This is a genomic window from Acidiphilium cryptum JF-5, from assembly GCF_000016725.1.
GTDB lineage: Bacteria > Pseudomonadota > Alphaproteobacteria > Acetobacterales > Acetobacteraceae > Acidiphilium > Acidiphilium multivorum.
The window spans coordinates 1-24225 of sequence record NC_009471.1 but is presented as its reverse complement, the minus strand read 5'-3'; the positions used below and the strand labels follow the sequence as shown (position 1 = coordinate 24225).

Annotated in this window: 18 protein-coding genes and 4 pseudogenes; 9 read left to right on the top strand and 13 right to left on the bottom strand. The window is 63.4% G+C overall.

Features of this window, described 5'->3' with window-relative positions; genetic code table 11:
- The first annotated feature begins 339 nt into the window (after positions 1-339).
- A complete protein-coding gene (locus ACRY_RS02305; RefSeq protein ID WP_011930769.1) occupies positions 340-999 on the top strand; it encodes a recombinase family protein in 660 nt (219 codons plus the stop codon).
- Positions 938-3928 (top strand): Tn3 family transposase, encoded by a 2991-nt coding sequence (locus tag ACRY_RS02300; RefSeq protein ID WP_011930768.1) that lies wholly within the window; start codon positions 938-940, stop codon positions 3926-3928. Before ACRY_RS02305 ends, ACRY_RS02300 begins: the two co-directional genes overlap by 62 nt.
- Positions 3929-3983: 55 nt before the next feature.
- Here ACRY_RS02300 and ACRY_RS20555 read toward each other — a convergent pair.
- Positions 3984-4115, bottom strand: a pseudogene (locus ACRY_RS20555) (IS256 family transposase); the annotation flags it as partial.
- Between the two features lie 60 nt (positions 4116-4175).
- Here ACRY_RS20555 and ACRY_RS18780 point away from each other — a divergent pair.
- Positions 4176-4274 (top strand): DUF4113 domain-containing protein, encoded by a 99-nt coding sequence (locus ACRY_RS18780; protein ID WP_331271360.1) that lies wholly within the window; start codon positions 4176-4178, stop codon positions 4272-4274.
- 17 nt (positions 4275-4291) lie between these two features.
- Here ACRY_RS18780 and ACRY_RS02295 read toward each other — a convergent pair whose 3' ends face one another.
- From ACRY_RS02295 to ACRY_RS02280, 5 genes and pseudogenes are all read right to left on the bottom strand, one after another.
- Positions 4292-4681, bottom strand: a complete 390-nt coding sequence (locus tag ACRY_RS02295) for a type IV secretory system conjugative DNA transfer family protein (protein ID WP_011930863.1) — start codon at positions 4679-4681, stop codon at positions 4292-4294.
- 309 nt (positions 4682-4990) lie between these two features.
- Positions 4991-6101 (bottom strand): annotated as a pseudogene (locus tag ACRY_RS02290) (IS110 family transposase).
- Between the two features lie 89 nt (positions 6102-6190).
- Entirely contained in the window at positions 6191-6427 is a 237-nt protein-coding gene (locus tag ACRY_RS19550) for a DUF5710 domain-containing protein (protein WP_196796265.1), read from the bottom strand.
- Positions 6414-6689: a CopG family transcriptional regulator gene (locus ACRY_RS02285; RefSeq protein ID WP_011930862.1), complete on the bottom strand. Its 276-nt coding sequence runs from the start codon at positions 6687-6689 to the stop codon at positions 6414-6416. Before ACRY_RS02285 ends, ACRY_RS19550 begins: the two co-directional genes overlap by 14 nt.
- 14 nt (positions 6690-6703) lie before the next feature.
- Positions 6704-7363 carry an AAA family ATPase gene (locus ACRY_RS02280; protein ID WP_011930861.1) on the bottom strand — a complete coding sequence of 220 codons (660 nt, stop codon included), beginning with the start codon at positions 7361-7363 and terminating at the stop codon, positions 6704-6706.
- A 228-nt stretch (positions 7364-7591) separates the two neighbouring features.
- On the opposite strand from ACRY_RS02280, the gene ACRY_RS02275 reads away from it, so the two are divergent.
- The 3 genes and pseudogenes from ACRY_RS02275 to ACRY_RS19545 form a co-directional block, all read left to right on the top strand.
- Entirely contained in the window at positions 7592-7855 is a 264-nt protein-coding gene (locus ACRY_RS02275) for an AbrB/MazE/SpoVT family DNA-binding domain-containing protein (RefSeq protein WP_011930860.1), read from the top strand.
- Positions 7855-8181 carry a type II toxin-antitoxin system PemK/MazF family toxin gene (locus ACRY_RS02270; RefSeq protein ID WP_011930859.1) on the top strand — a complete coding sequence of 109 codons (327 nt, stop codon included), beginning with the start codon at positions 7855-7857 and terminating at the stop codon, positions 8179-8181. The genes ACRY_RS02275 and ACRY_RS02270 overlap by 1 nt, the downstream gene beginning before the upstream one ends.
- Positions 8182-8470: 289 nt before the next feature.
- Positions 8471-9261 (top strand): annotated as a pseudogene (locus tag ACRY_RS19545) (IS630 family transposase); the annotation flags it as partial.
- A 245-nt stretch (positions 9262-9506) separates the two neighbouring features.
- Here the strand turns inward: ACRY_RS19545 and ACRY_RS02255 are convergent.
- From ACRY_RS02255 to istA, 3 genes and pseudogenes are all read right to left on the bottom strand, one after another.
- Positions 9507-10418, bottom strand: a pseudogene (locus ACRY_RS02255) (IS110 family transposase); the annotation flags it as partial.
- A gap of 147 nt (positions 10419-10565) precedes the next feature.
- Positions 10566-11318 (bottom strand): IS21-like element helper ATPase IstB, encoded by a 753-nt coding sequence (gene istB / locus ACRY_RS02250; protein ID WP_011930855.1) that lies wholly within the window; start codon positions 11316-11318, stop codon positions 10566-10568.
- A gap of 11 nt (positions 11319-11329) precedes the next feature.
- Complete coding sequence (gene istA / locus ACRY_RS02245; RefSeq protein WP_011930854.1) at positions 11330-12871, bottom strand: IS21 family transposase; 1542 nt, start codon at positions 12869-12871, stop codon at positions 11330-11332.
- Positions 12872-13237: 366 nt separating this feature from the next.
- Between istA and ACRY_RS02240 the strand changes: the two genes are divergently transcribed.
- Positions 13238-13777 (top strand): hypothetical protein, encoded by a 540-nt coding sequence (locus tag ACRY_RS02240; RefSeq protein ID WP_011930853.1) that lies wholly within the window; start codon positions 13238-13240, stop codon positions 13775-13777.
- Positions 13778-13898: 121 nt separating this feature from the next.
- On the opposite strand, the gene ACRY_RS18775 is transcribed toward ACRY_RS02240, so the two are convergent.
- The 4 genes from ACRY_RS18775 to ACRY_RS02220 all read right to left on the bottom strand — a co-directional run bounded on the left by ACRY_RS18775 (position 13899) and on the right by ACRY_RS02220 (position 17532).
- On the bottom strand, positions 13899-14501 hold the full coding sequence (locus ACRY_RS18775; protein ID WP_081432854.1) for a PEP-CTERM sorting domain-containing protein: 603 nt from the start codon (positions 14499-14501) through the stop codon (positions 13899-13901).
- 414 nt (positions 14502-14915) lie between these two features.
- Positions 14916-15572, bottom strand: coding sequence for a PEP-CTERM sorting domain-containing protein (locus ACRY_RS02235; protein ID WP_011930852.1), 657 nt, complete (start codon positions 15570-15572; stop codon positions 14916-14918).
- A gap of 792 nt (positions 15573-16364) precedes the next feature.
- Positions 16365-16643 (bottom strand): type II toxin-antitoxin system RelE/ParE family toxin, encoded by a 279-nt coding sequence (locus ACRY_RS02230; protein ID WP_011930851.1) that lies wholly within the window; start codon positions 16641-16643, stop codon positions 16365-16367.
- A gap of 163 nt (positions 16644-16806) precedes the next feature.
- Positions 16807-17532, bottom strand: a complete 726-nt coding sequence (locus tag ACRY_RS02220; RefSeq protein WP_011930850.1) for a helix-turn-helix transcriptional regulator — start codon at positions 17530-17532, stop codon at positions 16807-16809.
- Between the two features lie 737 nt (positions 17533-18269).
- Between ACRY_RS02220 and ACRY_RS02210 the strand changes: the two genes are divergently transcribed.
- A complete protein-coding gene (locus ACRY_RS02210) occupies positions 18270-18602 on the top strand; it encodes a hypothetical protein (RefSeq protein WP_011930849.1) in 333 nt (110 codons plus the stop codon).
- Positions 18602-23701, top strand: coding sequence for a MobF family relaxase (mobF, locus tag ACRY_RS02205; protein WP_011930848.1), 5100 nt, complete (start codon positions 18602-18604; stop codon positions 23699-23701). The genes ACRY_RS02210 and mobF overlap by 1 nt, the downstream gene beginning before the upstream one ends.
- Positions 23702-24225 lie beyond the last annotated feature (524 nt).

Sequence of the window (24225 nt, the reverse complement as noted above, 5' to 3'; positions counted from 1 at the left end):
ACGCTTCAATTACGGAGGCCAAAATCGCGTAACGTTCAGGTGATACACAGGAGACCGCTATGGCGTTCGTTGCATAAAGGCCTGAAGTAACGAAACGCCCTAGGCTGTAGCATAAGCGGACAAAGTGGGAACGTTGACTGGTTGGGATCGAGGTTTTCTGTGGGTTTGAGCGGAGAGCGCGGTTCTGAGGCCGGGATCGCGCGATGACGGAAAACACATGTTTTCCGTCGGTGGTCCGAGACCCGCCGAAAAATCCCGGATTTCCTGCCGAATCATGTACGGAAAACACCGTCGGAATGGTATGGTATACGGAAACCGTCTCGAAGGGGATTTCCGTACATGCTGATCGGCTACATGCGCGTCTCGACCGACAATGACCGACAGGTGCTCGACCTGCAACGCGATGCCCTGCTCGGTGCCGGGGTCGATGAGCGGCATCTGTTCGAGGATCGTGCCGGGGGCAGCCGGCGCGATCGGCCGGGTCTCGCTGCGGCACTGGCCTATCTGAAATCCGGCGATTGCCTTGTGGTCTGGAAGCTGGACCGGCTCGGCCGGTCGCTGCCGCATCTTCTGGAGACGGTGAACAGCCTCAGGGCTCGTGGCGTTGGCTTCCGGTCGCTGACCGAGCAGATGGACACCACGACGCCGCAGGGGGAATTCCTGTTTCATGTTTTTGGCGCTCTGGCGCAGTTCGAGCGTTCGCTGATCCAGGAGCGTGTGCAGGCAGGTCTGGCGGCCGCCCGTCGGCGCGGCAGGCGTGGTGGCCGACCGGTGGCGATCGATGCCGAGAAGCTGGCGGCGGTGATCGCGGCGCTGGACGCTGGTGCCACGAAAGCGTCGGTCTGCCGCACTTTCGGCATTTCGCGGAGTACGCTGGTCGACTCTCTGGCACGGATCGGCTGGTCTCCTATCCTCAACAGGCAGGAGGGAGGGACCAGTGGGTCATCGACGGATATTGACCGGGGAACAGATCGCACAGCTGTTCGACCCGCCGACTGATCGACGCGGCATAATTCGTCACTACACGCTGTCTGTTACTGATCTTGCAATGATCCGGCGCGGTCGGGGCGATCACCATCGTCTCGGTCTGGCTCTCATGCTCTGTTACCTGCGGTATCCCGGCCGGCCGCTCCATGCCGGCGAGATACCCGATCCTGCCCTGGTCTCGTTCGTCGCCACACAGATCGACGTCTTGCCGGATTCCCTCGGTGCTTATCTGAGGGTGGATCAAAATCGACGCCGGCATTCAGCGGCTTTGCAGGATCGCCTCGGGTTGCGGCCATGGGGGCCGCGCGTGGCGGCAGACCTTGCCGACTGGCTGCTGGCGCATGCACTGGAAACCGACCGGCTGGTCGATCTGGCGGCTTTGGTGCTGGAAGAGTGCCGCGGTCGCGGGGTTCTTCTACCTCGCCCGGCGCAGCTCGAGCGGCTCTGCATCGAGGTTCGATACCGCGCGCGCCGGGAAATCGAGCGTCTGCTGACCGAGGGTCTGTCCGCCGATCAGCGGCGTCGGCTGGATGCGTTGACGGAGCGGCGTCTGGACACCAGCCAGAGCTGGCTGGCCTGGCTGCGCCAGATCCCGGAATCGGCAAAGCCGGCATCCATGCTCGGGGTGATCGAGCGGTTGGAGCACATCCGGGCAATCGGCATTGATCCGGCGCGCGGTCGCCGGATCAATCAATCCCGGCTCGCCCAGCTCGTTCGCGAGGCCGGCCGGACCACGGTGCAGCATGTTGCTGGCTACGAGCGCCGGCGCCGGCATGCCGTGCTCACCGCGATCGATCTCGATCTGTCGGCCCGCCTGACGGATCAGGCGATCACTCTGTTCGAACGGCTGATCGGCGCGATGTTCCGCAAGGCGGAAGGCCGACATGCCCGGGCGTTCCAGGCCGAAGGCCGGGCGATCAACGAGAAGGTCCGGCTTTATGCGAGGATCGGCGCCGCCCTGATGGCCGCGCGCGCCGGCCAGGGCGATCCCTTCGCGGCGATTGACAAGGTGATACCCTGGGACCGGTTCTGCTCGACCGTTATGGAAGCGGAAACTCTGGTTCGTTCGGAAGATTTCGATCCCTACGAGGTGCTGAGCGAACATTATGCCGGCATTCGGCGCTGGGCGCCGGCGTTTCTGGCCACTTTCGAGTTTCAGGGTGTTCCCGCCGCGGCGTCGTTGATGCGCGCGATCGCCATGCTGCGCGCCATGAACAGCGCGGGAGCCTCGACGCTGCCCAAGTCAGCGCCGACCGCCTTTGTCCGGCCGCGCTGGGCGCGTCATGTCCTCACGGCACACGGCATCGACCGGCGTTATTACGAACTCTGCGTCCTGGCGGAATTGCGTCAGCGCCTTGCTGCCGGCGATGTCTGGGTTGCCGGCAGCCGGCAATATCGGGCCTTCGAGGAGCGGCTGATCTCCAGGGAAACATTTCAGGTCCTGCAAAAAGAGTCCAGCATTCCGGTCGCTGTCGAGACCGACTTCGAGCGCTTCATCGCGACCAGGCGGACCTGGCTGGATGCGCGGCTGGCCGAGATCGACATCCGTGCCCGGGGCGGGCTGCTTCCCGATGTGACGATCGAGAAGGGCGTGCTGAGAATCACACCGATCGAAAAATCGACTCCGCCCGAGGCCGAAGCGCTGGCAGCAAAGCTCTATGCCGCGCTGCCCCGCATCCGGATCACTGACCTGCTGACGGAAGTGGCCGGCTGGACCGGCTTCCCGGATTGCTTCACCCATCTGCGCACCGGCGAAGCCGCCGCTGACCCCCGGGTTCTGATGGCGGGGCTGCTGGCCGATGGCCTCAATCTCGGCCTGACCCGGATGGCCGAAGCTTGCAGCATCGCCAGTCTGGGCCAGCTCGCCTGGACCGCTGACTGGCACATCCGCGACGAGACCTACGCCCTGGCGCTGCGCCGCCTGGTCGAACACCAGAGCCGCGAGCCGCTCGCCGCTCTCTTCGGGTCGGGAACCGCCTCATCCTCGGACGGGCAGTTCTTCCGCGCCGGCGGTTCTGGCCGTGATGCGAGCCGGATCAATGCGCACTATGGCCCCGAACCGGGTCTGAAATTCTACACCCATCTCTCCGATCGCTACGCGCCGTTCCATACCAGGGTGATCGCCGCAACCGCCAGCGAAGCCCTGCATGTCCTCGACGGCCTGCTCGATCATCACGGCGATGCGCCGCCACGTCAGCACCGGCACCATACCGATGGCGGCGGGGTGTCGGATCATGTCTTTGCCCTGTGCGCCCTACTTGGATACGTGTTTGCGCCGAGAATTCCCGATCTGAAAGACCGGCGTCTCTACAGTTTTGCCAGACCGGCAGCCTATCCGACGCTCGCGCCGATGATCGCCGGCCGCATCAACGTCGATCTCATCCGCACCCATTGGCCCGATCTCCTGAAGATCGCCACCTCGATCCGCACCGGCACGGTGTCCGCGTCGGTGATCCTGCGGCAACTCGCCGCCTACCCACGACAGAACGCCGTCGCCGCGGCACTGCGCGAACTCGGCCGTCTCGAGCGGACGCTGTTCACCCTCGACTGGCTGGAAGATCCGGGCCTGCGCCGTGAAAGCAGTCATGAACTCAACAAGGGCGAGGCCCGCAACAGCCTGGCCCGCGCCGTCTTCATTCACCGGCTCGGCGAAATCCGTGACCGGACCTTCGAGAACCAGACACATCGAGCATCTGGCCTGAACCTCCTGGTCACCGCTATCATCCTCTGGAACACACGCTATCTCGCGCAAGCCATACAGGCCCTACGCCAGGTCGAGGATGTGCCCGGAACCCTCCTCAGGCATCTCTCGCCGATCGGCTGGGAGCATGTGAACCTGACCGGCGACTACATCTGGAGCGCCAAACAGAAATCGTCGGAAAACCATGCCGGATTGCGGCCGCTCCGGCCAATCCACGACACGACCACCCACGCAGCCTGATGTTCCCACTTTGTCCGCTTATGCTACACCGCGGAGCGTTCCGTTACTTCGGGCCATAAACGATCGGACAGGCCTCGCCAGGGGAGGAAAAGAACGGGATGACTTCCCGCCAGACCCGGCGCCAGCTCTGGCCGATAGCAGGGCATTTCTGGCCCCATGGGCCGGCCTCGAAGGCGGCGAGCGTGCGACCACCGGGGCGGCCTTGGCATTCACGGCACGTTGACAGCCGAGAGACGATGCGGATGGCATCACAGGGACCGCCCTGCCGTGGCGGGCAAGGGAACAGCAGCTTTCGCCCCGCTATACGACGCGGGCCGACGAAATCCTGATCGGCCGCGCGTTTTAATCGTACGTTATCCGCTCCTATTCAGCTGCTTTGACGGCTTTGCCAGCAAACCGATTCTCGCCCACACGGGCGGCCATCTCAGGCCGCCGGAAATAGATGGCCCGGCCGCAGCGCAGCGGCCTGCCGGATTTCGGGAAGATGATCTGCTCATCGTCCCGCATGTCGTGCATGATTTCCTCGGCGCGGATGAGTTGGCGTTTCAGCTCATGATAGGTTTTGGTCTGGCCGGTCGAGCGGGTGCCCGCCTCCAGGCCCTTCGCCGAGTTGCCGGTGTTCGAGCCTTCCGACCAGGCCAGCACGCCATATTCACCGATCGCCGCAGCCAGCTCCTCGGCGACCGCCTTGGTTTTGACGCCGGCGAAGCCATACCAGCTGACCGATTCAAACCACTCTCTCATGTTCGCCATTTCAAGCTGCAGGCAAGAGATTTCTTCTGCTTGCTGATGAGCAAGCAAGCGGTTCGGTTTGACTGCGACTGGGTAAGGCTGGAGGCGCAATCCCGAAACGACGGTAGATCATCCTCTGATACGCGGATTGGAACCGCAGGACCTGATGCGTCGTGGAGCTGCCTCGGTCTAGGAACCAGCGTCGGAAAGTCCCGGCTGATAGTGGCTGCGAGGGTTCTCCGGCCGTGACCGCGCCTCCAGCCTTGCCCGGCTGCAGATGGGTTTGATCAGTGTGGGCACCTCCCGGGTATGCTTCGAATATCCGATTGTTCAGCCGGCCGCGATTTCGGCCTTCCGTGCGATGGCCCAGATAAAGCCGGCCAACTCGCGGGCAATCGCGGTGGTGACGACATTGGCCTGCTTGCCGGTATGGGTAAGGCGGCAATAACGCCGACAGAGGCGCAACTGCGCCTTCCAGGCGATCTCGCGGATCGGCCGGGGCAATCCTTCCTGGCGCAACAGCAATTCCCGGCTGACCCGGGCGGGATGTCGGTAACTCCAGGCCGCCTCGATCAACATCCGCCGGGCGGCGCCGTTGCCCGCCTTGGTGATGCCACCTTGCCGGCGGGTTTGCCCACTGGACCGTTCCGAGGGAACCAAGCCGAGATAGGCCATCAGCTGTCGCGGACTGGCAAATCTGGTGATATCGCCGAGCTCGGCGACCAAGGTCACTGCGTTTACCAGCGCCACACCCCGCAATGCCTGCAGCGCCTTCGCCACCGGTGCCAGGGACCACGCCGGTACGGCCGCCTCGATTTGTCGCGTCAGCCGATCGCGCCGTTCCGTTGCCGCTTCGACAGCGGCAATCAGGTCCTCGAGGACGATGTGATGGAGGGGCTGCTCAAAGCGCAGTCCCGACAGCCAGCGCCGGTGCATCAACGTCCAGGCTTGACGACTGTAGTGTCGCCCATGACGCAGCAGGAAGCCGGACAGCTGCTGGCGCGCCTGCCGTAGTGCTCGCACCGCCATCAATCGAGTCCGGATCAGGTCACGGATCGCTTCATGCGCCGGATCCGGCACCCAGACCGCCGTCTAATTCCCCCGCCCGATGCAGCCTGGCCAGGTTCACCGCATCCCGACGATCCGTCTTGATCCGTTCCCCCGGCTTGCGAGGGATCAGCGACGGCGCCACCACCACGCAGTCATGCCCGGCCGCCGTCAGCTGTCGCTGGATCCCGTAGCCACATGGACCCGCTTCATAGCAAAATCGCAGTTCCCCGCCCACGCGCTGCAACTTCGTCACCACCCTCGTCAGCGCCTCCGGGGTGTTCGCGATCCGGCCATACTCGCGCACGTCATCGCGGCCGCCGGATTCCGCCAGCGCGACCGTGATCGTCTCCTTGTGCACGTCCAGCCCGATAAAAGTGATATGCTTTCCCATGACCCGTCTCCTATGCATTGAGGCTCGGCACCGGACCTCCCGGCGCAACCCTCGGAAACCTGCATACTGCGAGACGGGTCACCCCAATCTCAGGCGAACATCTGGTCTAGGACATACCAACGCTTGCGCTCCTTATCCCATCGTGCGCCATGCCGCTTGGCCCAATCCTTGTTGTCGTAGCCAATGGTCAGGTAGGTCCGGGGACGTGGTGTCGCGCGTTTGCCAATGCCGCCTTTCATCAGTCTCGTGCCCTTTTCTACCATACATCCTCCAACTTGGCCGACCATATGAATATTCTTTTCATATTCTTTTTCATTTGAAAACATCTCCTTCTATGGCGCGATAAATGGCCATGTTGATGATGCCTGCCCTGCCCTGTCCGGTGCGCTTGGCGATCTCGTCCACGCGGCGCAGCAAATCGGGGGCGATGGTAAGGCTGATCTGCCGCTTGTTCCCTTTCACCACGCCCTTGTTGTAGGCGCCGGCGGCCGGCGCCGCGTGGGCGGCGTCCGGGGCACCGGATACAAAAGCATCCACGGCCGCCGCTTGCGCGGCTGGCGTCGTCTTGGGCTTACGTTGGATTACCATGCTATAGGCTCCTTTTAGGAGTGCGTATGGATATTAAAAAGTGATGAAATCAATGTTTCTAGTTCGGCGCAGGCTTTGGGGTCGCGCGGGGCCAGCTCAGCCACGGCCAGGCCAGCACCGCCGGCATTACTGAAAGCCTTGCGGCGCCGGATCGGCACCGGCAGGTAGGCGAACTGCGGAACCTCTGCGACGGCTGCCGCGGCCTCGGCGTTGTCGGCCGAGTGCTCGCCAGGATCGGCCTGGTTCATCACGGCAAAACATCGCAAGCCATCGCGAACGCTGTTCGCTTCGTCAACTAGTGAGGCCATGTCATCCAGTGCCCACACGTCGTAGGAGCGAGGAGCAAAGGGCACCAGCAGCACATCGGACAGAATCAGTGCCGCACGCAAGGCCGTCGAGTCACGGCCGCCGGCATCAATGATGATGTCCTGCCATTTATCGCGCTGCTGCTGCACCTGGCCGCGCAACTCCTTGCCGTCTGCATACTGCGCGCACGCGATGCCCGGCTTTCTGCCGGCTTCGGAGCGGGCGGCAATGGCCGCCGCTGCCGTTCCCTGGCGGTCGCCGTCGATCAGCCACACGTCACGCCCAGCCATCGCGCGGGAGATGGCGAGCTGTACGGCCAACGTGGTCTTGCCGACGCCTCCCTTGGTATTGCCTACGGTTAAAATCATATGTGCTACCTTTGGTAGTTATGTGCATTACATATTAGTGCTATTTGGATATTAAAACAATACTAAACGTAAGGGCAGGCACTGCCTGCCTACAATCTCCCCCGGCCGCCCTGGGGATGGATGGAAGCACCCCCAGGACGCCCTATGGATTTGTGGACAGCCAAGCAGGATTTGGCTTGCAAGGGCGGTCGCAAATATTATATTTTGATATAATTAAAGGAGATTCCTATGCACACCACAAACTTGCGCAAAGTCGGCGGGTCTATCATGCTAGCCGTGCCACCCGCACTGCTCGATGTCCTGCACCTGGCACCGGGTACCAAGGTCGGCCTGGCCGTCGATAACGGCCGCCTGGTCGTCGAGCCGCAAGCCCGGCCGCGCTACACGATGGCCGATCTGCTCGCCGAGGCCGAAGCAGCCGGCGTCTATCCGCTGCCGCCGGAAGAACGCGAATGGATCGACGCCCCGGCAGTTGGAAAAGAACTGATTTGATGAATCGCGGCGATATCTATCTAGTCGATCTTGAGCCGACAGCAGGACACGAGCAGCGCGGCCATCGGCCGGTGCTGGTCGTGTCCCCGGATGCCTTCAACCGCCTGACACAATGCCCGGTCATCCTGCCGATAACCAACGGCGGCGATTTCGCCAGGCGTGTCGGTTTCGCGGTTCCAATCAGCGGCATCAAAACAACGGGCGTCGTGCGGTGCGATCAACCGCGCGCGCTCGATCTGAGCGCCCGCAATGCTCGCAAGGTAGACACGCTGCCGGCGGCGATCCTGGATGACGTACTAGCCACGGCCGCCACGCTGTTCGAGTAGGGCAGGGGTAAGCGCGATCGCACTGGTGCCACGAGGCGTGAACCCGCTGAGGCTCAGATCCCCGGCGGGCGGCACGATCGGGAGTTGAAGGAGTTTCCACCCCTTCCGCGACCACCAAGGCGGCAAGCGCGCGGCCGAGCCCGAGACCGCCAGCACGATCGCCTCTGCCTCGCCGAGCCGAGGATCCTGGCTGATTAGAGCGGCTTTCGACCGGTCTGAATCGCGAGGGGATTCCCATTGGCGTTGATTTCTGATTCAGAATCCGTGCTGGTGAAGGAGGCCGGCATGGATGGGCCAACCACTATCGATGGATCTTCGTCGGCGGCTTTTGGCGGCGATTGATGAGGGGATGAGTTGCCGGGCAGCGGCAGCCCGCTTTGGAGTGGCGCCGGCGACGGCAATCCGCTGGCGAGCGCAGCGTCGCGATACCGGCAGCTTTGCTCCGAAGCCTCAGGGTGGCGACACGCGCTCACGTCGGGTTGAGGAACGGCGGGCGGACATTCTCGCAATCTGGGAAACGCGTAAGGACATCTCGCTTGCAGAGCTGCGCCTGGCGCTGATCGAGGTCGGCTTGCACGTCTCGGTGGCCGGGCTTCACCGCTTCTTCATCCGCCGCGGCATGACGCGTAAAAAAAGACAGGCCACGCCATCGAGCAGGATCGCCCCGATATCCTGAAACAGCGCCAGGACTGGTTCGATAGCCAGTTCGATCTGGACCCGGACCGCCTCGTCTTTATCGACGAAACCTGGACCGCCACCAACATGACCCGCAGCCATGGCCGCTGCGCCAGGGGCGAACGTCTGCGGATGGGCTTCCCACACGGTCACCGCAAGACCACCACGTTGGTGGCGGGGCTGCGCATGACCGGGATGGTCGCGCCGATGGTGCTGGACGGCCCCATCAACGGCGACTGGTTCGAGGCATATGTCACCAAAGTTCTCACACCCGAACTGCGGCCCGGCGACGTGGTCATCATGGACAATCTGTCGAGCCACAAGCGTGACGCGGTGCGTGAACGGATCGAAGCGGCGGGCGCAACCCTGCGCTTCCTGCCGCCCTATAGTCCCGACTTCAATCCGTGTATGGATGGCTCCTGCGGGTCAAGGTGTCGGATCGGATTTGGTGAACGGGTCGGTTGCGGCCATGTATGCGGCGTCTGAATGTGCAACGAGATCGCTGCGCGCCCTGATGAATATCCGCTTGGAGAACAGGTCCCACTCAATCGAGCGCGCTCGAGGCGCTTCGGATTAATCGGGGTGTCCTGGTTCTTCGTCTCCGCTTGTTCGCCATCACCTCACTTTGCCCTGACCATTCCGAGAGCCGGTCAGGCAGTCGCCTGTGGCCGATAGCGTGATCCGTCCCTGAGGACAGCGAAGATCGTTCTTGCCATGCGATGCGCCAAGGCGATGGCGGCAACTTTCGTCTTCTTCCGGATCAGCATGCTCGACAGCCAGTCCGCCCCCGGCTCGCGCTTGAGCCTGTACCTGAGCATGATCTGCGCTATGGCACCCAGATACAGCAGGCGTCGGATGTAACGGTTGCCCATCTTCGAGATCCGGCCCACCTTCTGCTTGCCTCCGGTGGAGTGCGGCTTGGGTGTCAGCCCAAGCCAAGCGGCATAATCTCTCGCGCAATCGAAATTGTCGACATCCGGCGTCGTTGCGGCAATGATCGTTGCCGACAGTATCCCAACACCTGGGATCGTAGCCAGACGCTGGCTTGTCTCGTTCTGCTTGAAGGCTTCTTCGATCTCGTCGGTCAACCGATCGATCCGCTTGTCCGTCTCGGCCAACTGATCGAAGAGCAAGCTCACAGGCAACTGGGCAGCTTCCGGCAGCCGGTCCAGTTGTTCCTTCAATCGATCGACATTCTGCGCGCCCTTCGCCGCTACGATGCCGAACTCCGTCATGTGGGCCCGGATCGCATTTCCGATCTGCGTGCGCTGACGAACCAGAAAGTCCCGCGTGCGGTGAACCACCAGAACCGATGAACAGGCTTCGCTCTTGATGGCGACAAACCGCATGGAGGGACGTGTCACGGCCTCGCAGATCGCAGCTGCATCCGCGGCATCCGTCTTGCCGCGCTTCACGTAAGGCTTCACATAAGAAGGAGGCATAAGCCGGACGTCATGCCCCAGTTCCCGCAGCCTGCGCCCCCAGTCATGAGCACCTGCGCAAGCCTCCATGCCGATCAGGCATCGCGGACGCTTCTCAAAAAATGCCAGCAACTGACTGCGTATTCCGATGAAGCCGGCCATGCATTCCGATTTCATTCCGGCCACCCATTCCGAAACGAAGCCGGCCACCGTTCCGATTTGAAGCCGGCCACCTGCGCGTCGTTCGGTTAGGTCACATGTTAAAGATCGTCTTGTCCTTTCCTGGGGTCAAGCTTGCATGGTGACGGTAGCGGGGTTTTTCTTTTTGCGGAGGCTCTCGCCTGTCAGTTCGATCCGGTAGGCATTATGGACCAGTCGATCGAGAACGGCGTCGGCGATGGTGGGATCGCCGATGATTTCGTACCAGCGATCGACCGGCACCTGGCTGGTGATGATGATGGATCGGCGGTCGTGGCGGTCCTCGACGATTTCGAGCAGGTCACGGCGCTGATCTGCGTTCAATGTCTCCGGTCCCCAATCGTCGAGGATGAGCAGATCGACCCGCGCGATCTGGCGGAGCATTGCGGCGTACCGGCCATCGCCGCGCGCCAGAGCCAATGCGGCGAACAGTCGCGGGACACGGTGATAGGCGGTGGACAAATCCTCACGGCATGCTTTCTGACCGAGGGCGCAGGCGATCCAGCTTTTGCCGACGCCGCAGGGACCGGTGATAAGCAGATTATGCTTGGCGCGGATCCAGTCGCATCCGGCGAGTTTGAGAAACATCGCGCGATCCAGACCACGTGCGGTCCGATAATCGATATCTTCGACGGTGGCCGCCTGGCGCAGCTTGGCCACGCGGGCCAGCCGCTCAAAACGCTTCTGCCGCCGCAGCGTTGTCTCGTGATCGAGCAGCAACGCCAGCCACGCGGCATGATCGAGGCTGGCGGTCTCGGGATGCGCCCCAAGATCCTTGAATCCCTTGGCCATGCCATGCAGGCCAAGGTCGTGCAGTTGATCGAGGGTCGGATGGGTCAGCATGGTTGGTCCTTTCAATGAAAATAGCCGGAACCACGGAGATTGCCGTGGGTAATGACCGCCTGGGGCTCGCCCGCCGCGGCGGTTGAACGATCGAGCTTGTTGGCGACGATCGAGGCGAGACTTTTGTAGGTGAACGCACCGATCGCGACGGCGCGGTCGGCTACGGCCTCAGCGCGGGCGGGTTCGAGGTCCTTGAACAATCGGAGAATGCCGAGACAGGTCCGGAACCCCTGCTCGGGATGCGGCCGGCTGGCGAGGATGGCGGTGATCAGCCCTTCGGTATGCGGGCCGATGGAGGCGCCCCAGCGGCGGAACCGCTCCGGCGTCCATTCGGCGTAGCGCCGGTGGGCACTCGGCATGTGCTCGATATCGGTGCCATGCTTGCGGCCGCCGTAGCGACGCTGGTGAACCGCAATGCGCTTGCCGTGGTGGAATATCTCAATGCCGCGTTCGGTCGCGCGGGTATCGACCTGCTGGCGGATCAGTTCATGCGGCACCGAGTAGAAAAACCCGCAGACCTCGACGTGATAATCCAGCGCGACCCGTGCCAGACCCCATTCGGCGAATTCATAGTCGGATGCCGGCAACGCCGCGAGCGCGGGCCGCTCGATCGTCTCGAAGAGATGCCGGCGGCTGACGCCGATCCGGCGCATGACATAGTCGTTGATCCGATCGACCATGCCGGCGATCGCCTGGTTGGCCTCGGCCAGCGAGAAGAACGTCTGCCGGCGCAGACGCCCCAGGATATAGGTTTGAGCAAAGCGTACCCCGGATTCCACCTTCGCTTTATCGCGGGGCCGGAACGGACGCGCAGGGAGCACACCGACCCCGTAATGTGACGCCATGCGCCCGTAGCTGAGGTTGATCTCGGGATCGTAGAACGATGGCTTGTTGACGCCGGACTTCAGATTATCCGGCACTATCAGCCGCGGAACACCGCCAAATGCGCGGAACATGCGGACATGCGCGCCAATCCAGTCCGGCAGCGTCTGGGTCCAACTCGCCTCCGCATAGGTGAAGCTCGATGCGCCGAGCACGCCGACGAAGATCTCCGCCTGTCGAACTTCGCCACTCGCCCGATCGACAATGCCAATCCGCTTGCCGGAATAATCGACGAAGACCTTGTCGCCAGCACGATGATCCTGGCGCATGACCGGTGACAGGCGGGCCTCGAATTCCCTGAACAGTTCGCAGAACCGCGAATATCCGTAACCGTCCGGGTGCTGGTCACGGTACTCCTCCCAAAGCACCTGCAGATTCACCCCAGGCCGCTTCAGTTCGCAGACCAGTTCGTCCCAGGCCGGCTCGGCACGGCGCCGAACCCCCTGCTTGTAGCCACTGCGGGCAAACAGCCGCTCTTCGATCGCCGCATCGGTCAGCTCGGCCGGCACCGGCCACGCCAACCCCGCCTCCTGTGCCCGCTTCAGGTTATCCTGGATCGTACTGCGCGCCACACCGAGCATCCGCCCGATCTCCCGCGCGCTGATGCCGTCCCCGGCAAGCCGCAACATCTGTCGTATCTGCCGCATCGTCAGCTCTCTCCTGGCCGGCATCCAATCCTCCACGTGGTTGATCACGAGAAGGCAGATGCCCGAGTCGCTGACCCAGCCAAATAACGCTCAAAACCTCAGTCAGGTGGCCGGAATGAAATCGGAATGCCGGCCGGCTTCAAATCGGAACGGTGGCCGGCTTCACCTCGGAATACCTGGCCGGCTTCAATCGGAATCCGCACCGGAAGCCCTGCCATGGCTCCAGGGCGGCCTCACCGGCTGGCGCAGTCCCCCGCCTGGGGAGCGTGAGCAAACCGTGGAAAACCGCACTCACGAGTTGCTGTGCAACTCAGTGAGGAAAGAGTTGTTCAGAGGTGGCAATCGTGCCCCGGATAGCCATGCCATGGTATGGATTTGCCATGACATGGCATGGCAAAGAACAGCCGAGAGGGAAACCAAAGCCGGAAGAAGCGCTATTACGAGGCGCTTGCGGAACGCGGCATTCGGCCCGTCCAGGTACTCGCCCCCGAGAGTGCCCATCCCCTGATCCGACAGGCCGCAGGTCTCATGACTCGCGAAGATGACCCATTAGAACCGCGAGCTGCCCTGCGGCGAGCTGGTGGGGCGAATGAACCGGAGTCCGGCGAGGCATCGCCGGCCCTGGCTGTGGAACTGGAAGCCGCCAAAGCTCGGATCGCGGAAATCGAGCGTCAGGCAGAGGCACTGCGTGTCATGGCGGACGACGCCGCTGAGCGTCAGAGGCGGGCGCTAGAGGTTGAGCAGGAGAAGGCGCAGGCGAGCGCCGAGGAGGCCCAGAAGGCCGCCATATCCGCCCAGGTAGCTGAAGGGCGGGCGGCAGAGGCACTCCGGCGCGCGGAGAAGGCGGAGGCCGCTATCCGACAGGCCAAGGCTATGCCGGGAATCAAAGGTCGTCTGGTCCGGTTTCTCGCCGGCGATGTTCTGAAATAGCAGGAGGCCGCTGCACCGGACTTATGCAACAAAAAACCCTGCTTCCGGCCTATGGGGCGGGTGTGGTGCGAAATTCTTGATTTGTGAACCCCACCCCAAGCGGCAGTAAGCTCTACCTCTATCAGAGGTATCGTTTGGAGAATTTGCGCCGCCCGACCAAACCAAGACCGACAAGGCCAGTGCCGAGCAGAAGAAGGGAGCCGGGTTCGGGTACTGGTGTACCGGGTGTCGGCGTCAGGGTTTCTGATATAAGATCATAATTATTCTTTATCCCATCCCAGTTAATCTTAAAATCCGGACTATATCCAGAAAATGTCCCAGACGACAACGTAACATCGAATACATAATTAATGCTTGTATTGGCCGGCAACACGGGGCCGGTTGGAGTTGTTTCGGCCATGAAGCAGTAGAAATTTCCAGTCCCATTACAGCCGTTTGCGTTTAGACCTCCTATTGATTCTGTGAATCCTGACGGGGCCAGAGCACTCGCAAAATTTGAGGGCTGGTTGAAAGCAAACGACTGTACGCCATAGCGCCCACCTTCTGTATCGGAAGGCCCATTTATGCCTGCGATATTAAGGGTGAACTGATCCGTTAAGGGATTGGCTGTCGCTGATTCGGTCAGCGTATAGGTGAGGCCATCGGCGATCAGGCTGGCGCGAGCGCCTGCCGTTGTAAGCCCCAGGATGACGACAGCGCTGGCAACATGGCGAAACTTCAACATGAACGTCCCTTTCGAAAGGCTGGCGTTGACTGACGCGGTCGGTTCATTTCGGTTCGGCTGCTTTACGCAGGGGAGGCGCCGATTTGGGCCGCAAAACAGAACTAGCAATTCCCGTGCCGAGCCAAATAAGCTCGTAAAATCAATGCATAAAATATTTTAGACAAGCGAGATGTAAAATATACTGACACTACTTTTGGTCGAGTCATCATGAAAAAAATCTTTGGTTGTATAAATTGGGCGAATGTCCGTAATGCCAGAACCAGCATCCTTGGCGGCGCTCGAAAAGGGGCAGCGACTTCATTGCGGCGCAGCCAAGGTAGTGTCGTCACGACGTGACGCGAAGCGCGAGGCATGTTGTGACGTGTTCCTGCAGCGCCGACGACCGGGCGCCGTTTTGGCGCCCGGCTTTTGTCGTCAGGCGCGGCGACGCTTACGCCGCATGATCGCGGCGAGGCCGAGCAGGCCGGTGCCGAGCAGAATCAGGGAGCCCGGTTCCGGAACGTCGGTCATGCTAATCGTCGAGTTGGCAGAACCCGTTCCCGTCGCCGTCACAACGAACATTTCGGTCAACGAGTAAGGACCGGTCAGCGCGGGTGTCGTGGTAAGCACATTGTCGTTGCCGATTGACGTGAAAGTATTGGAGGCGAGTTTATCGGTCATCCCGAATGCAACGTTGGCTGGATCGAGGTAGGTCGTTTCAGCCACAGAAAGAGCGCCGCCGGTCAGCAGGTTGCTCGTCAGCCCGCTCAACATGTCATAGGTACCGAGCGGAGAGGTCAGATCCGTCACTGTGGCCTCGACCGTCAAAACCCCAGCACTGTTCGAGGACGTGTTGATCGAGGACGTGGCGTAAGCGTTTCCGATGGTCGGAACCCCCAAGGTGGACACCGAATTGATCGAAAAGGTTCCGTAATTACCCGTATACTGTGCGACCGTGGATGAGCTGACCGAGGTTGTCGAATAGCCGCTTTCGGACAGCGCCAGTGAGTATTCGGGGCCTGCCAAGGCGACTCCAGAACAGGCGGTAAGCGCACCAAGCCCAAGCAGTGAAGCCAAAAGAAAACGTTTCATTAGAAAAACCTCCAAAAGTAGGCCTTAAATGTAGTGAGCAAATTTTGTGCCAATAGATTTTATGTATTAGAATCAAGGATGTAAAAATTCGTCTTGGCGGAAATGTAAAGAATCCTGACAGGTGATTGCGAGTTTCGCGGATATTGGTGCGACATGTGCGACAGCGCGGACGCCAACCGCGCCGCAGCAGGTGGGAAGCGTGACTGTCTGTCGGTGAGCCAGAATTCTGCATTATGGAAACTCCCAGCAAGTCACCGGGAAGTCGTCAGATCGTTGACGCCCGGCGCGGCGCCCGAGCCCAGAGTAACCCCGCCACAGAGACTGTCAAAGCACCCCGCCACAGGCGCGCCAGGCCGGCACGAATACTTGGATCGAACGACTGGCAGCGATCACAAAACCGCTGAGGCAACAAGACGGCGCTAAGTGGGGCACGGCATTCAAGCCGTACGCGCAAGGGCACTGGTGGTAGGTACAAAAAGAGAACGATGACAACGGTCAGATCAGCGGGGAGCCAAAATTCCGGGAGCCTAAACACAAGGAAAACCCTGGGGGAAATAGGTCTGATTTGCTGCCGTTTGTGTCAGAATGAGAATTCTGGGGGGATGTTATACGCCCCCCCAAGATGGCCCCTTCTGGGGCCTGGGTCTGCGCAGCATGCTCGACCGGCCCCAGAAGGGGCCATCAGGAACTCGGAGCGGGCTCTAGGCAAAGAATTCATCCCACACTCCCATGATCCGCTGCCACAGGAGCCACGCCGCGATGACTTGCCGTCTGGCGGCCCGCGTCAGCATCTCAGCACCCATCCCGGTCCTGCGCCCCATGCCAGACACGGAGGATTTCAACGCTCGAAGCGGAAATCCGATAGACGATCACGTAGGGCCAGATCACCGTCAGCTCCCGCGTCCCGGAAACCAAGCCAGTCCGGCCGCGCTCGGGCAGATATTCGAGCCGGTCACAAGCCGCGACGAGCTGCACCGCGACGCGCGTGGCTGCGTGAGGGTTCTCGCGGCCGATGTGCTGGCGGATATGGGCGAGGTCATCGAGTGCCTCGGCCGTGAAGATTACCGGCATTCAGGCTTGGGCAACTCGTTCTCGGTTCCCCAGGAGAGTAGCCATTTCCGCACATCTTCGTAGGGCACTGTGCGGCCGGCGTCGGCAGACGCAATCCCGTCCTTGACCGCGGCAACGAAGGCTTCGGTATCCGGGTCATCCGGCATGGAGGTGGGATTTGGGATCATTCGGCGGGCTCCGGGCGTAGCTGGACGACTTCGGCGCGGTAGCGATCGACCGCCTCGGCATGGCGGGTCACATCCCCCCGAAACGCCCCCTCGGGGTTGATCGTGATGAGCTTGGTGCGCCCGCGTTTGGTCCGCGTGATCGCCCCGATCCGTTCCAGTAGTGCGAGGGTGTCGGACATATGTTGGCGATGAACACCAAGCAGCTCGCAGAGTTCGGCGGCCGTTTTGTCGCAGGCATAGGACTGCCAACCGAGATGGCGGACGATCATCGTCAGGGTTGCCAGAGCCTGCATCCGGTCGGCCGGAGTGGCGTCGGTCTTGAGCAGGCGGGTCTGGATGGCGTCGATGTACTGGTGGCCTAGGCTCACGTTGCCGCCTCCGAAAAAATCGAACTCTAGCTGAACTGGCTTGCGGGCCAGGGCTTTCAATCCTTGGGCATGATAGCGCATCTGCGCGGCCCTGTCGGGATCATTCTCTGCGAGGGCAGCCTGATCGGCGAGCAGGGCGGCCTGACCGAGCCGGCCACGCCGGCCGAGCTGGCGGGTGGTCAGATCCTCGGGCGGGGCCGAGGGGCGGGATCGTGCCTTTTGGCCGGAGAGGATCTCCGCGAGCGTCCGGTAGGGCGCACCGGCACGGCGGTTGGCGTCCTGCACCGTCCGGGCGAGAGCGATGTCTTCGTCGTCATAGCCGCGACGACGCAACTCGATAGCGGATACGGCCATGGCGCGACTCCGATTGTCACCTGGTAGGTGACAACTGTCACCCCCTAGGTGACAATCGTCAAGAGATTTTCGAAACGAAAACATGGCCAAAGCCGCAGAAAACCTAGAGCAATAGGTCCGGTTTGTGACCCAATCTTCCGGCGGTATCCTAACCTAAGAAAAGAATAGATCAGAAAGCCGGAAAATCGCGGTGCGATTTAACCGAAATCGGCGGCCCGGAGGGCCGCGTGGCGGAAAGGACAGTGCCCGGCGCGGGCGCGTTGCGCCCTACGGGTCTCCCGCGCTGCGCTCGACCCGCGCCACCAGGTCAGGGGCAGCGAGGAGGAGAGCGAAACGGCATTGAGAAAAGGGGGGGCAATGGCGAGGGGTCGAACTCGACCAGGTGACCTGGAAAGCCTCTGGCGGCAAGATGGGTGTTTGTAGTCACAAACACGGTCGGCTGGCCTTACTCGTACTTCGCACTCGATGTGATCCGCCGTGCGCCTCTGGGGCCACGGAGAGGGCGTCGTCCCGGCTTGATGCCCTGTGGTTCCGAAACCCCTGAGCCCGGCATATCCCCGTCACATCCACGGCATTAAACGCCGCAATAGTCACAGCATATCCGCGCCAGAAAGCCCGCCAAATTCCCGCCAGTGTGCGGGCGGCGGAAGCAGAGAGGGGGTCACAGACCATTGCACCTATGGAGCTTGCGGCGCAAGAGGCAATGGCGTTAGGGTGGTGGGCAGGAGTTCCGCCCGATGCCCGAGCCCGAAACCGCCCCGATGCCCCCGAAAGATGACCGCCTCGATGCCGTCATCCAGGCGCTGCGGCTGATGATCGAGACGCAGAACACGCACAGCCAAATGCTGGCGCGGTTGATCGAGCTGGCGACCCCTTCGGAGGAAAGCCCGTTTGAGGAATCCCTGGCGGAGATTGCCGGGGCGCTGCGCGATCAGACCACCGCGCTCCTGCAAATCGGCACGACGCTGGACGGGCTGGGGGCAGAGGTTGAGGCCGGGGTGATGCGTGGCCTCGCCACGGCGCTAGAGCCAGGTGACGAGGCTACGCAGCAAGAGGCGGGCGAAGGCTGATGCTGACGTTCCGCGCCGGTGCGGCCTCCACCTCATCCGGTGCCGCCGGGAAGATGGCGGACCACCTGATGACTATGACGCTGCCGGGCTTCGAGCAGGACATGGCGACGTATTATCAGCGCGGCATGACGGCCGAGGGCGGCCTTTGGCAGCCGGGCACCGAGGCGGCGGAAGATAACGCGGCGGCCACCGCCACGGACGCGGCTCGCCCCGGCACCATTCCCGAGCCCCGGCGCGACATGCACCCGGCCGTTGCTGCCGCGCTGGGGATCGACACTTCGCGCCCGCTGACCCGTGACGAGATTGCCGAGCTGCTGGCGGGCAATCGGGCGGACGGCGAGAAGATCGCGGGCAAACAGTATCAGCGCGCGGTGACGCCGCTTGCCGAGGTGTTCGGGCTTGATCCGATGCGGCTGCCGACCCGCGCGGAGCTGGAAAACCTGCTTGCCGGCAAGCGGGCTGACGGGTCCGATCTGCCGGCCGCGCCCGTGGAGGCGCCGCCTTCAACCCGTGCGCAGGACGCGGCGCCGGCAGTGCCCGAGGCGGACGAGACGGAGGACCGCGACGCAGCCCTTGCCGCCGAAGCGGCGGCGCTTGGCGAGCTGGGGCACGCACCAGACGGCCCGCCGCCCTGGCCGGATGATTTTGCCCCGCCCCCGATGGAAGAAGCGGGTGGGGATGATCGTGATGCGGCGCTGGCGGCCGACTGGCAGGCGGATGTTGCGCGGGGCGGTGAACCTGCGGTGCCGCCGCGTGGCCCGGCGGCCGAGGAGAGGCCAGCGGAACCGCGCGCGATCGATGTTGCAGCGGCGCTTGATGCCGCCGGTGTGCCCTACCGGACCAGCGGCGGCCGGTTGCGCCTGCAAGCGACCTGGCGCGGGGTGGATAGCTGGACGGTTTCGGTCAACGCCACCACCGGCCAATGGACCGATTTTGCCGCCAGCGAAGGCGGGCGGTTCGAGAGCCTGGTGCGGCGGCTGGGCGTCAAAGCCGAGGCGGTTGAGCTGGACCCCGAGGCGGCCAAGGCAGCGCGCGCGGCCGAGGTGCGGCGCAACGCCTTTCGCAAGAGCATCGCCGGGAAACTCTGGGATGAGGCAATTCCGGGCGCGGGCGAATTGCGCGAGCCGAATTTGCGCGGGTCCGTGGGGCAGAAATTGCGGCAGCGGGCGGCGCATGAGGCGCGCGTGGAAGAGGCCGAAGGCATGCGGGCGTCAGCCCGTGCCTATCTCAACGGGCGCGGCCTCGATGCCGATTGGCTGATGAGCCATGTGCGGCTGGTCCGTCCGCATCCGAACTATGATTCGGCGGAAGTGGCGGCTGGGGCTGCGGTGGTGATGCTGACGCCGATGTTCGGCCAGGATGAGGACGGCCGGGTGCGGCTGACCGGCGTGCAGCGCACCTATCTGACCGAGGGCGGAGCAAAAATCGGCCGCCGGATGCTGGGCGCCTCGGGGGCCTGGCTGTTGCATCCGCCTGCTGGCGCGGCGGTGCCGATCGGAGGCCATGACCAGGCGCGGGTTGCCGGTGAAGGCTTCGAGACCGTCGCGAGCGTGGTGCAGGCAACGCGGCAGGCTGGTGTTGTCGGGTACGATGCCGGCGGTCTGGTGGCCTGGGCCGGGCAGTTCACCGGCTCGACGCCGGTTGCGCTGCTGGCCGATCGCGACAATGCCCGCCGCCATAATGGCCGTGATGTCGGCGAGGCCGGGCAGAAGGCCGCGGCCAAGGCGGCGGCGCTGATCGAGGCCAATGGCGGTGAGGTGGTCTATCTTGAGCCACCGGCTGATGTTGCGGGCGGGGCGAAGGGCGCCGATTGGGCCGATGCCTTGCGCGCGGGCGGTGCGGCCGGTTTGCGGCAGGCGCTGGCGGCGGCCGAGGCGTCGAGTGCGGCCGACCGGGCGCGGATCGAGGCGAAGCTGGCGCCCGCCTCTCCCAGCGCGGCGCCGGATGGTCCGCCAGCCCAAGTGGCCGACCAGAACCAGCCTGCCCCCCATCCCGAGCTTGTGCGGCTCTACAAGGCGCTAGGGGCCAAGGACGGAAACGGCCTTTCCGAGACCGAGCGGGCCAACATCCTTGATGGCAAGCGGGCGGATGGCGCGGCGCTGGATGCGGCCGATTGGCGGAACGCGGTGAACCGCTCGAAAACCCCGATCGGCTACGTTGATTTTACCTTCTCGGCCGACAAGACGATTTCGTTGGCATGGGCCTTCGCGCCGACCGAGGCGGAGCGCAACCAGCTTGCCCAGGCGCACAAGGATGCGGTGGCCGCGACCATGGCCGAGATCGAACAGGTCATTGGCCAGGCGCGGAAGGGCAAAGGCGGCAAGGAAGCCACTGAGCAGGGCCGCATCGGGTGGATCACCTTTGACCACTACACCGCCCGCCCCACCCTCGAAATCGCCCGCGAGACAGCGGACGGCCGCACGGAAACCGAGATCGTCTCCGTGAAGGTGGCTGGTGATCCGCAGCTTCATACGCATGTCGCGGTGCCGAATGTCATCGTCACTGAGAGCGGCCGTGTGGTGTCCCTGAACACGTTGCAGATGCATGGCCGCATCCATGAATGGGGGGCGATCTACCAGGCCCATCTTGCCCAGAATCTCCGGCGGGCCGGGGCCAGTATAGAATTGGACCGAACCACCGGCGCGGCGCGGCTCAGCGCCGTGCCGGAGGAGATCCGGGCGGCGTTCAGTAAGCGGACCCGCGATGCCCTTTCCGACGCGAAAGCCTATGCCGCCTCGGTGGGCGCGGAGTGGGACCGCATGACTGGCGATGAACGGATCAAGCTGCTGAAAGGCGGCGCCTTTGCCAGCCGCAGTGCCAAGGCCGACGATATGAGCGACTTCGCGAGTTGGCGGCGCCAGGCGGAGGAACGCGGCTACCAGCACAAGAGCGTTCTGCAGGACGCGGCGCCGGCGGAGAACCTGACGGAAGCGGCTCGGCTTGACCGGGCCTATGAGGCCGCTGCGCGGGTGCTGGGCGAGCAGTTTGCCCGGCGGGCGGTCATCAAGGACGAGGACGAGCGGGTTGCCGCAGCGCGTGGCCTCGTGGCGGCCGGCATCAAGGATGGCGGCGATGTGGACCGGGTGATTGCGCGGTTGCGGGCGCGCGGGGTTGTCGAGACGGGCGGTGCTGGCGGCAACGGTGAGCCCGCGCGCACCCAGATCATCGCGGTCGAGACCGTGCGGGATGACCCGGACAACCCGGATGTAAAAATCACCACAACCAGGCTGACGACGCGCGCCCATGTCGAGCAGGAGAGCGCGCTGGTCGAACTGGCGGCACAGGCAGGCCAGGACCGGCGCGGCACGCTCAACCCGGCCCAGGTCAAGCGCGGGATCGCGGCGAGCGGGTTAAGTTTCACCGGCGAACATGGCGTGGCGCAGCGCCGGATGATCGATCATCTCGGCATGAGCGGCCGTTTCGCGGTGGGGATCGGGGCGGCCGGGGCAGGCAAGACCACGCTGTTGAAGCCGCTGGTGGCGGCGTGGCGTGACCAGGGCGCGGATATTCACGGGATCAGCCTTGGCTGGCGCCAGGCGCGCGAACTGCGCGAGGCCGGGCTGAATACCGAGGCCGAGACCGGCGGGCGTGACACGATCGCGGCCGTGTCGGTGTTCATCAACCGGGTGGAGAGCGGCCGGCTGGATTTGTCCAACCGCAGCGTCGTGGTGATCGATGAGCTAGGCACGATCGGCACGCGCCAGATGCTTGATCTGTTGCGGCTTCAGGAGCGGCACGGGTTCCGCATGGTGGCGATCGGTGATCCGAAGCAATGCCAGTCGATCGAGGCGGGCCAGGTGATCGGCCTTCTCGAAAAAGGGCTGGGCGAGGTGCCCTCAATCGAAAGCAGCGTGCGGCAGACCAATGAACGTGCGCGCGAAATCGCGGGCTTGCTGCGCAAAGGCGGCGCCGAAGCCGTTGGCAAGGCGCTGGACATGAAGCGGCAGGACGGCACGGCCGAGATCGTCGCCGGTGGCCCCAGCGAGGTGATCGCGCGGGCCGCCGCGCTCTGGGATGAGCGGCGGAAAGCGAACGCTGACCGGCCGCGCTTTACGCTTTCGATCAGCACACCTACCAATCAGGACGCGCGCGCGATCGGCGAGGCGATCCGGCAACGGCTGCTGGCTTCAGGCGAGCTGGGGCAGAGCCGCATGACGCTGGCGGCGGTCGACAAGAACACTGGCGAGCACTACGCCATGCCGATCGCGACCCGCGAAAAAATCCGGCTCTTCGCCCGGACCAACGCCGCGATGCTGGATGGCGGCAAGGGCGCGATCGGCGATAACGGCTCGATCCTGGAAATCACCAGCATCCGTGACGAGGGCCTGGTGCTGCGGAACGACCATGGCCGCGAGGGCTTTGTGAAATGGGATACGCTGGCCGACAAGGAAACCGGCCGGATGCGGCTGGCCTACGGCTATGCCATGACCACCAACACGGCTCAGGGCATCACCACGACCGAGCATATCTTTGTAACACCTGGCGGCTCGCAGACCACGGACGGCTTCAAGACCTATGTGTCCGGGTCGAGGCACCGGGAGCGGGATTACTGGCTGACCTCGGAAGGTGCCGAGCGACAGGAGATCGCGGGGCGGCGGCCGTTGGGTGATCCGCGTCCGATCCGCGAGCACGATATCTGGACGAACTGGACGCGGAACATCGCGCGCCAGCCGGAAAAGACCAATGCGCTCGATCTGGTGAAGATCGGCGAGGAGGCCCGCCGCAATGCCGCCCGCGCCTTCCTCAAGGGGCTGGCGGCTGATGAGAAACGCGAGGCCGCCGGCTTGCCCTCTGACCTGTCCCAGCGCTTTGCGCGCACCCAGGCCCGTGCTGGCGCGCAAGGAAGCTTGACTGAAACCATGGCTCGCGCTGCCGAGGATAAGGGCCAGGCGTTGGCCCGCATTGAGCGGGCTGCCCCGGCCGTTCGGGCGGCCGTGGCGGCGGGCTGGGAACGGGCGCGACCGTTGATCGAGGCCGCGCGTCGGAGCGCCCGGGCGCGACTACAGAGCGCGCTGGAGGGGCATCGGCGCCAGGCGCAGCGCCAAGCCGAGGCGCATACGGATGAGCAGGAAAGCCGGAAGCGCGGACGCGGGCGGTAGCAACGGCCACCAGATGGGGCCTTCTCTATGCCGGGAGGGCGGGCCAAGGAAGCTGAGAAGGACTTGGTTCAGAGCCGCATGATCTGTGGTGTCGCATTCCCAAATGATCAAGCTTTATCCCCCCCAAAAGCGGTGAGCTGTGCCAAAGCCGCTTGGTCCCGGCCGATAACTCTGGCCGACAGTGCCGCCCTCCGTGCGAAGCACGGCAGAGAACAGTGCGACAGGCAGATGGTAAAACCGTGCCGCGCCTTGAATGCACGACGCTGATACCGCCGCGCCCCGATCATTCTGCGTCGCAGCACTCGGGAGGAACGGCGCGGGTGCGGCTGCGGGCGCTGACGTTCTAAGCCTGGTTCGCATGCGGTCGAACGCCATGATCCACGCGCCCGCCTCAATATTCGTGCAACGATCATGTGTGACTCGAGGGGGCGCAAAGCCGACCTTTGCCAGAACCGTCAACCATGTCGCAGGGATGTGCATTTGACCTATGCCACCTACTGACGCCGGCATCCTCAGAACGTGCA

Bases quoted from the DNA above. Each gene is read 5' to 3' on its own strand.
- ACRY_RS02305 (WP_011930769.1), top strand. From the start codon at position 340: ATGCTGATCGGCTACATGCGCGTCTCGACCGACAATGACCGACAGGTG.
- ACRY_RS02295 (WP_011930863.1), bottom strand. From the start codon at position 4,681: ATGGCGAACATGAGAGAGTGGTTTGAATCGGTCAGCTGGTATGGCTTC.
- ACRY_RS19550 (WP_196796265.1), bottom strand. From the start codon at position 6,427: ATGTTTTCAAATGAAAAAGAATATGAAAAGAATATTCATATGGTCGGC.
- ACRY_RS02285 (WP_011930862.1), bottom strand. From the start codon at position 6,689: ATGGTAATCCAACGTAAGCCCAAGACGACGCCAGCCGCGCAAGCGGCG.
- ACRY_RS02280 (WP_011930861.1), bottom strand. From the start codon at position 7,363: ATGATTTTAACCGTAGGCAATACCAAGGGAGGCGTCGGCAAGACCACG.
- ACRY_RS02275 (WP_011930860.1), top strand. From the start codon at position 7,592: ATGCACACCACAAACTTGCGCAAAGTCGGCGGGTCTATCATGCTAGCC.
- ACRY_RS02270 (WP_011930859.1), top strand. From the start codon at position 7,855: ATGAATCGCGGCGATATCTATCTAGTCGATCTTGAGCCGACAGCAGGA.
- istB (WP_011930855.1), bottom strand. From the start codon at position 11,318: ATGCTGACCCATCCGACCCTCGATCAACTGCACGACCTTGGCCTGCAT.
- istA (WP_011930854.1), bottom strand. From the start codon at position 12,871: ATGCCGGCCAGGAGAGAGCTGACGATGCGGCAGATACGACAGATGTTG.
- ACRY_RS02240 (WP_011930853.1), top strand. From the start codon at position 13,238: ATGGCAAAGAACAGCCGAGAGGGAAACCAAAGCCGGAAGAAGCGCTAT.
- ACRY_RS18775 (WP_081432854.1), bottom strand. From the start codon at position 14,501: ATGTTGAAGTTTCGCCATGTTGCCAGCGCTGTCGTCATCCTGGGGCTT.
- ACRY_RS02235 (WP_011930852.1), bottom strand. From the start codon at position 15,572: ATGAAACGTTTTCTTTTGGCTTCACTGCTTGGGCTTGGTGCGCTTACC.
- ACRY_RS02230 (WP_011930851.1), bottom strand. From the start codon at position 16,643: ATGCCGGTAATCTTCACGGCCGAGGCACTCGATGACCTCGCCCATATC.
- ACRY_RS02220 (WP_011930850.1), bottom strand. From the start codon at position 17,532: ATGGCCGTATCCGCTATCGAGTTGCGTCGTCGCGGCTATGACGACGAA.
- ACRY_RS02210 (WP_011930849.1), top strand. From the start codon at position 18,270: ATGCCCGAGCCCGAAACCGCCCCGATGCCCCCGAAAGATGACCGCCTC.
- mobF (WP_011930848.1), top strand. From the start codon at position 18,602: ATGCTGACGTTCCGCGCCGGTGCGGCCTCCACCTCATCCGGTGCCGCC.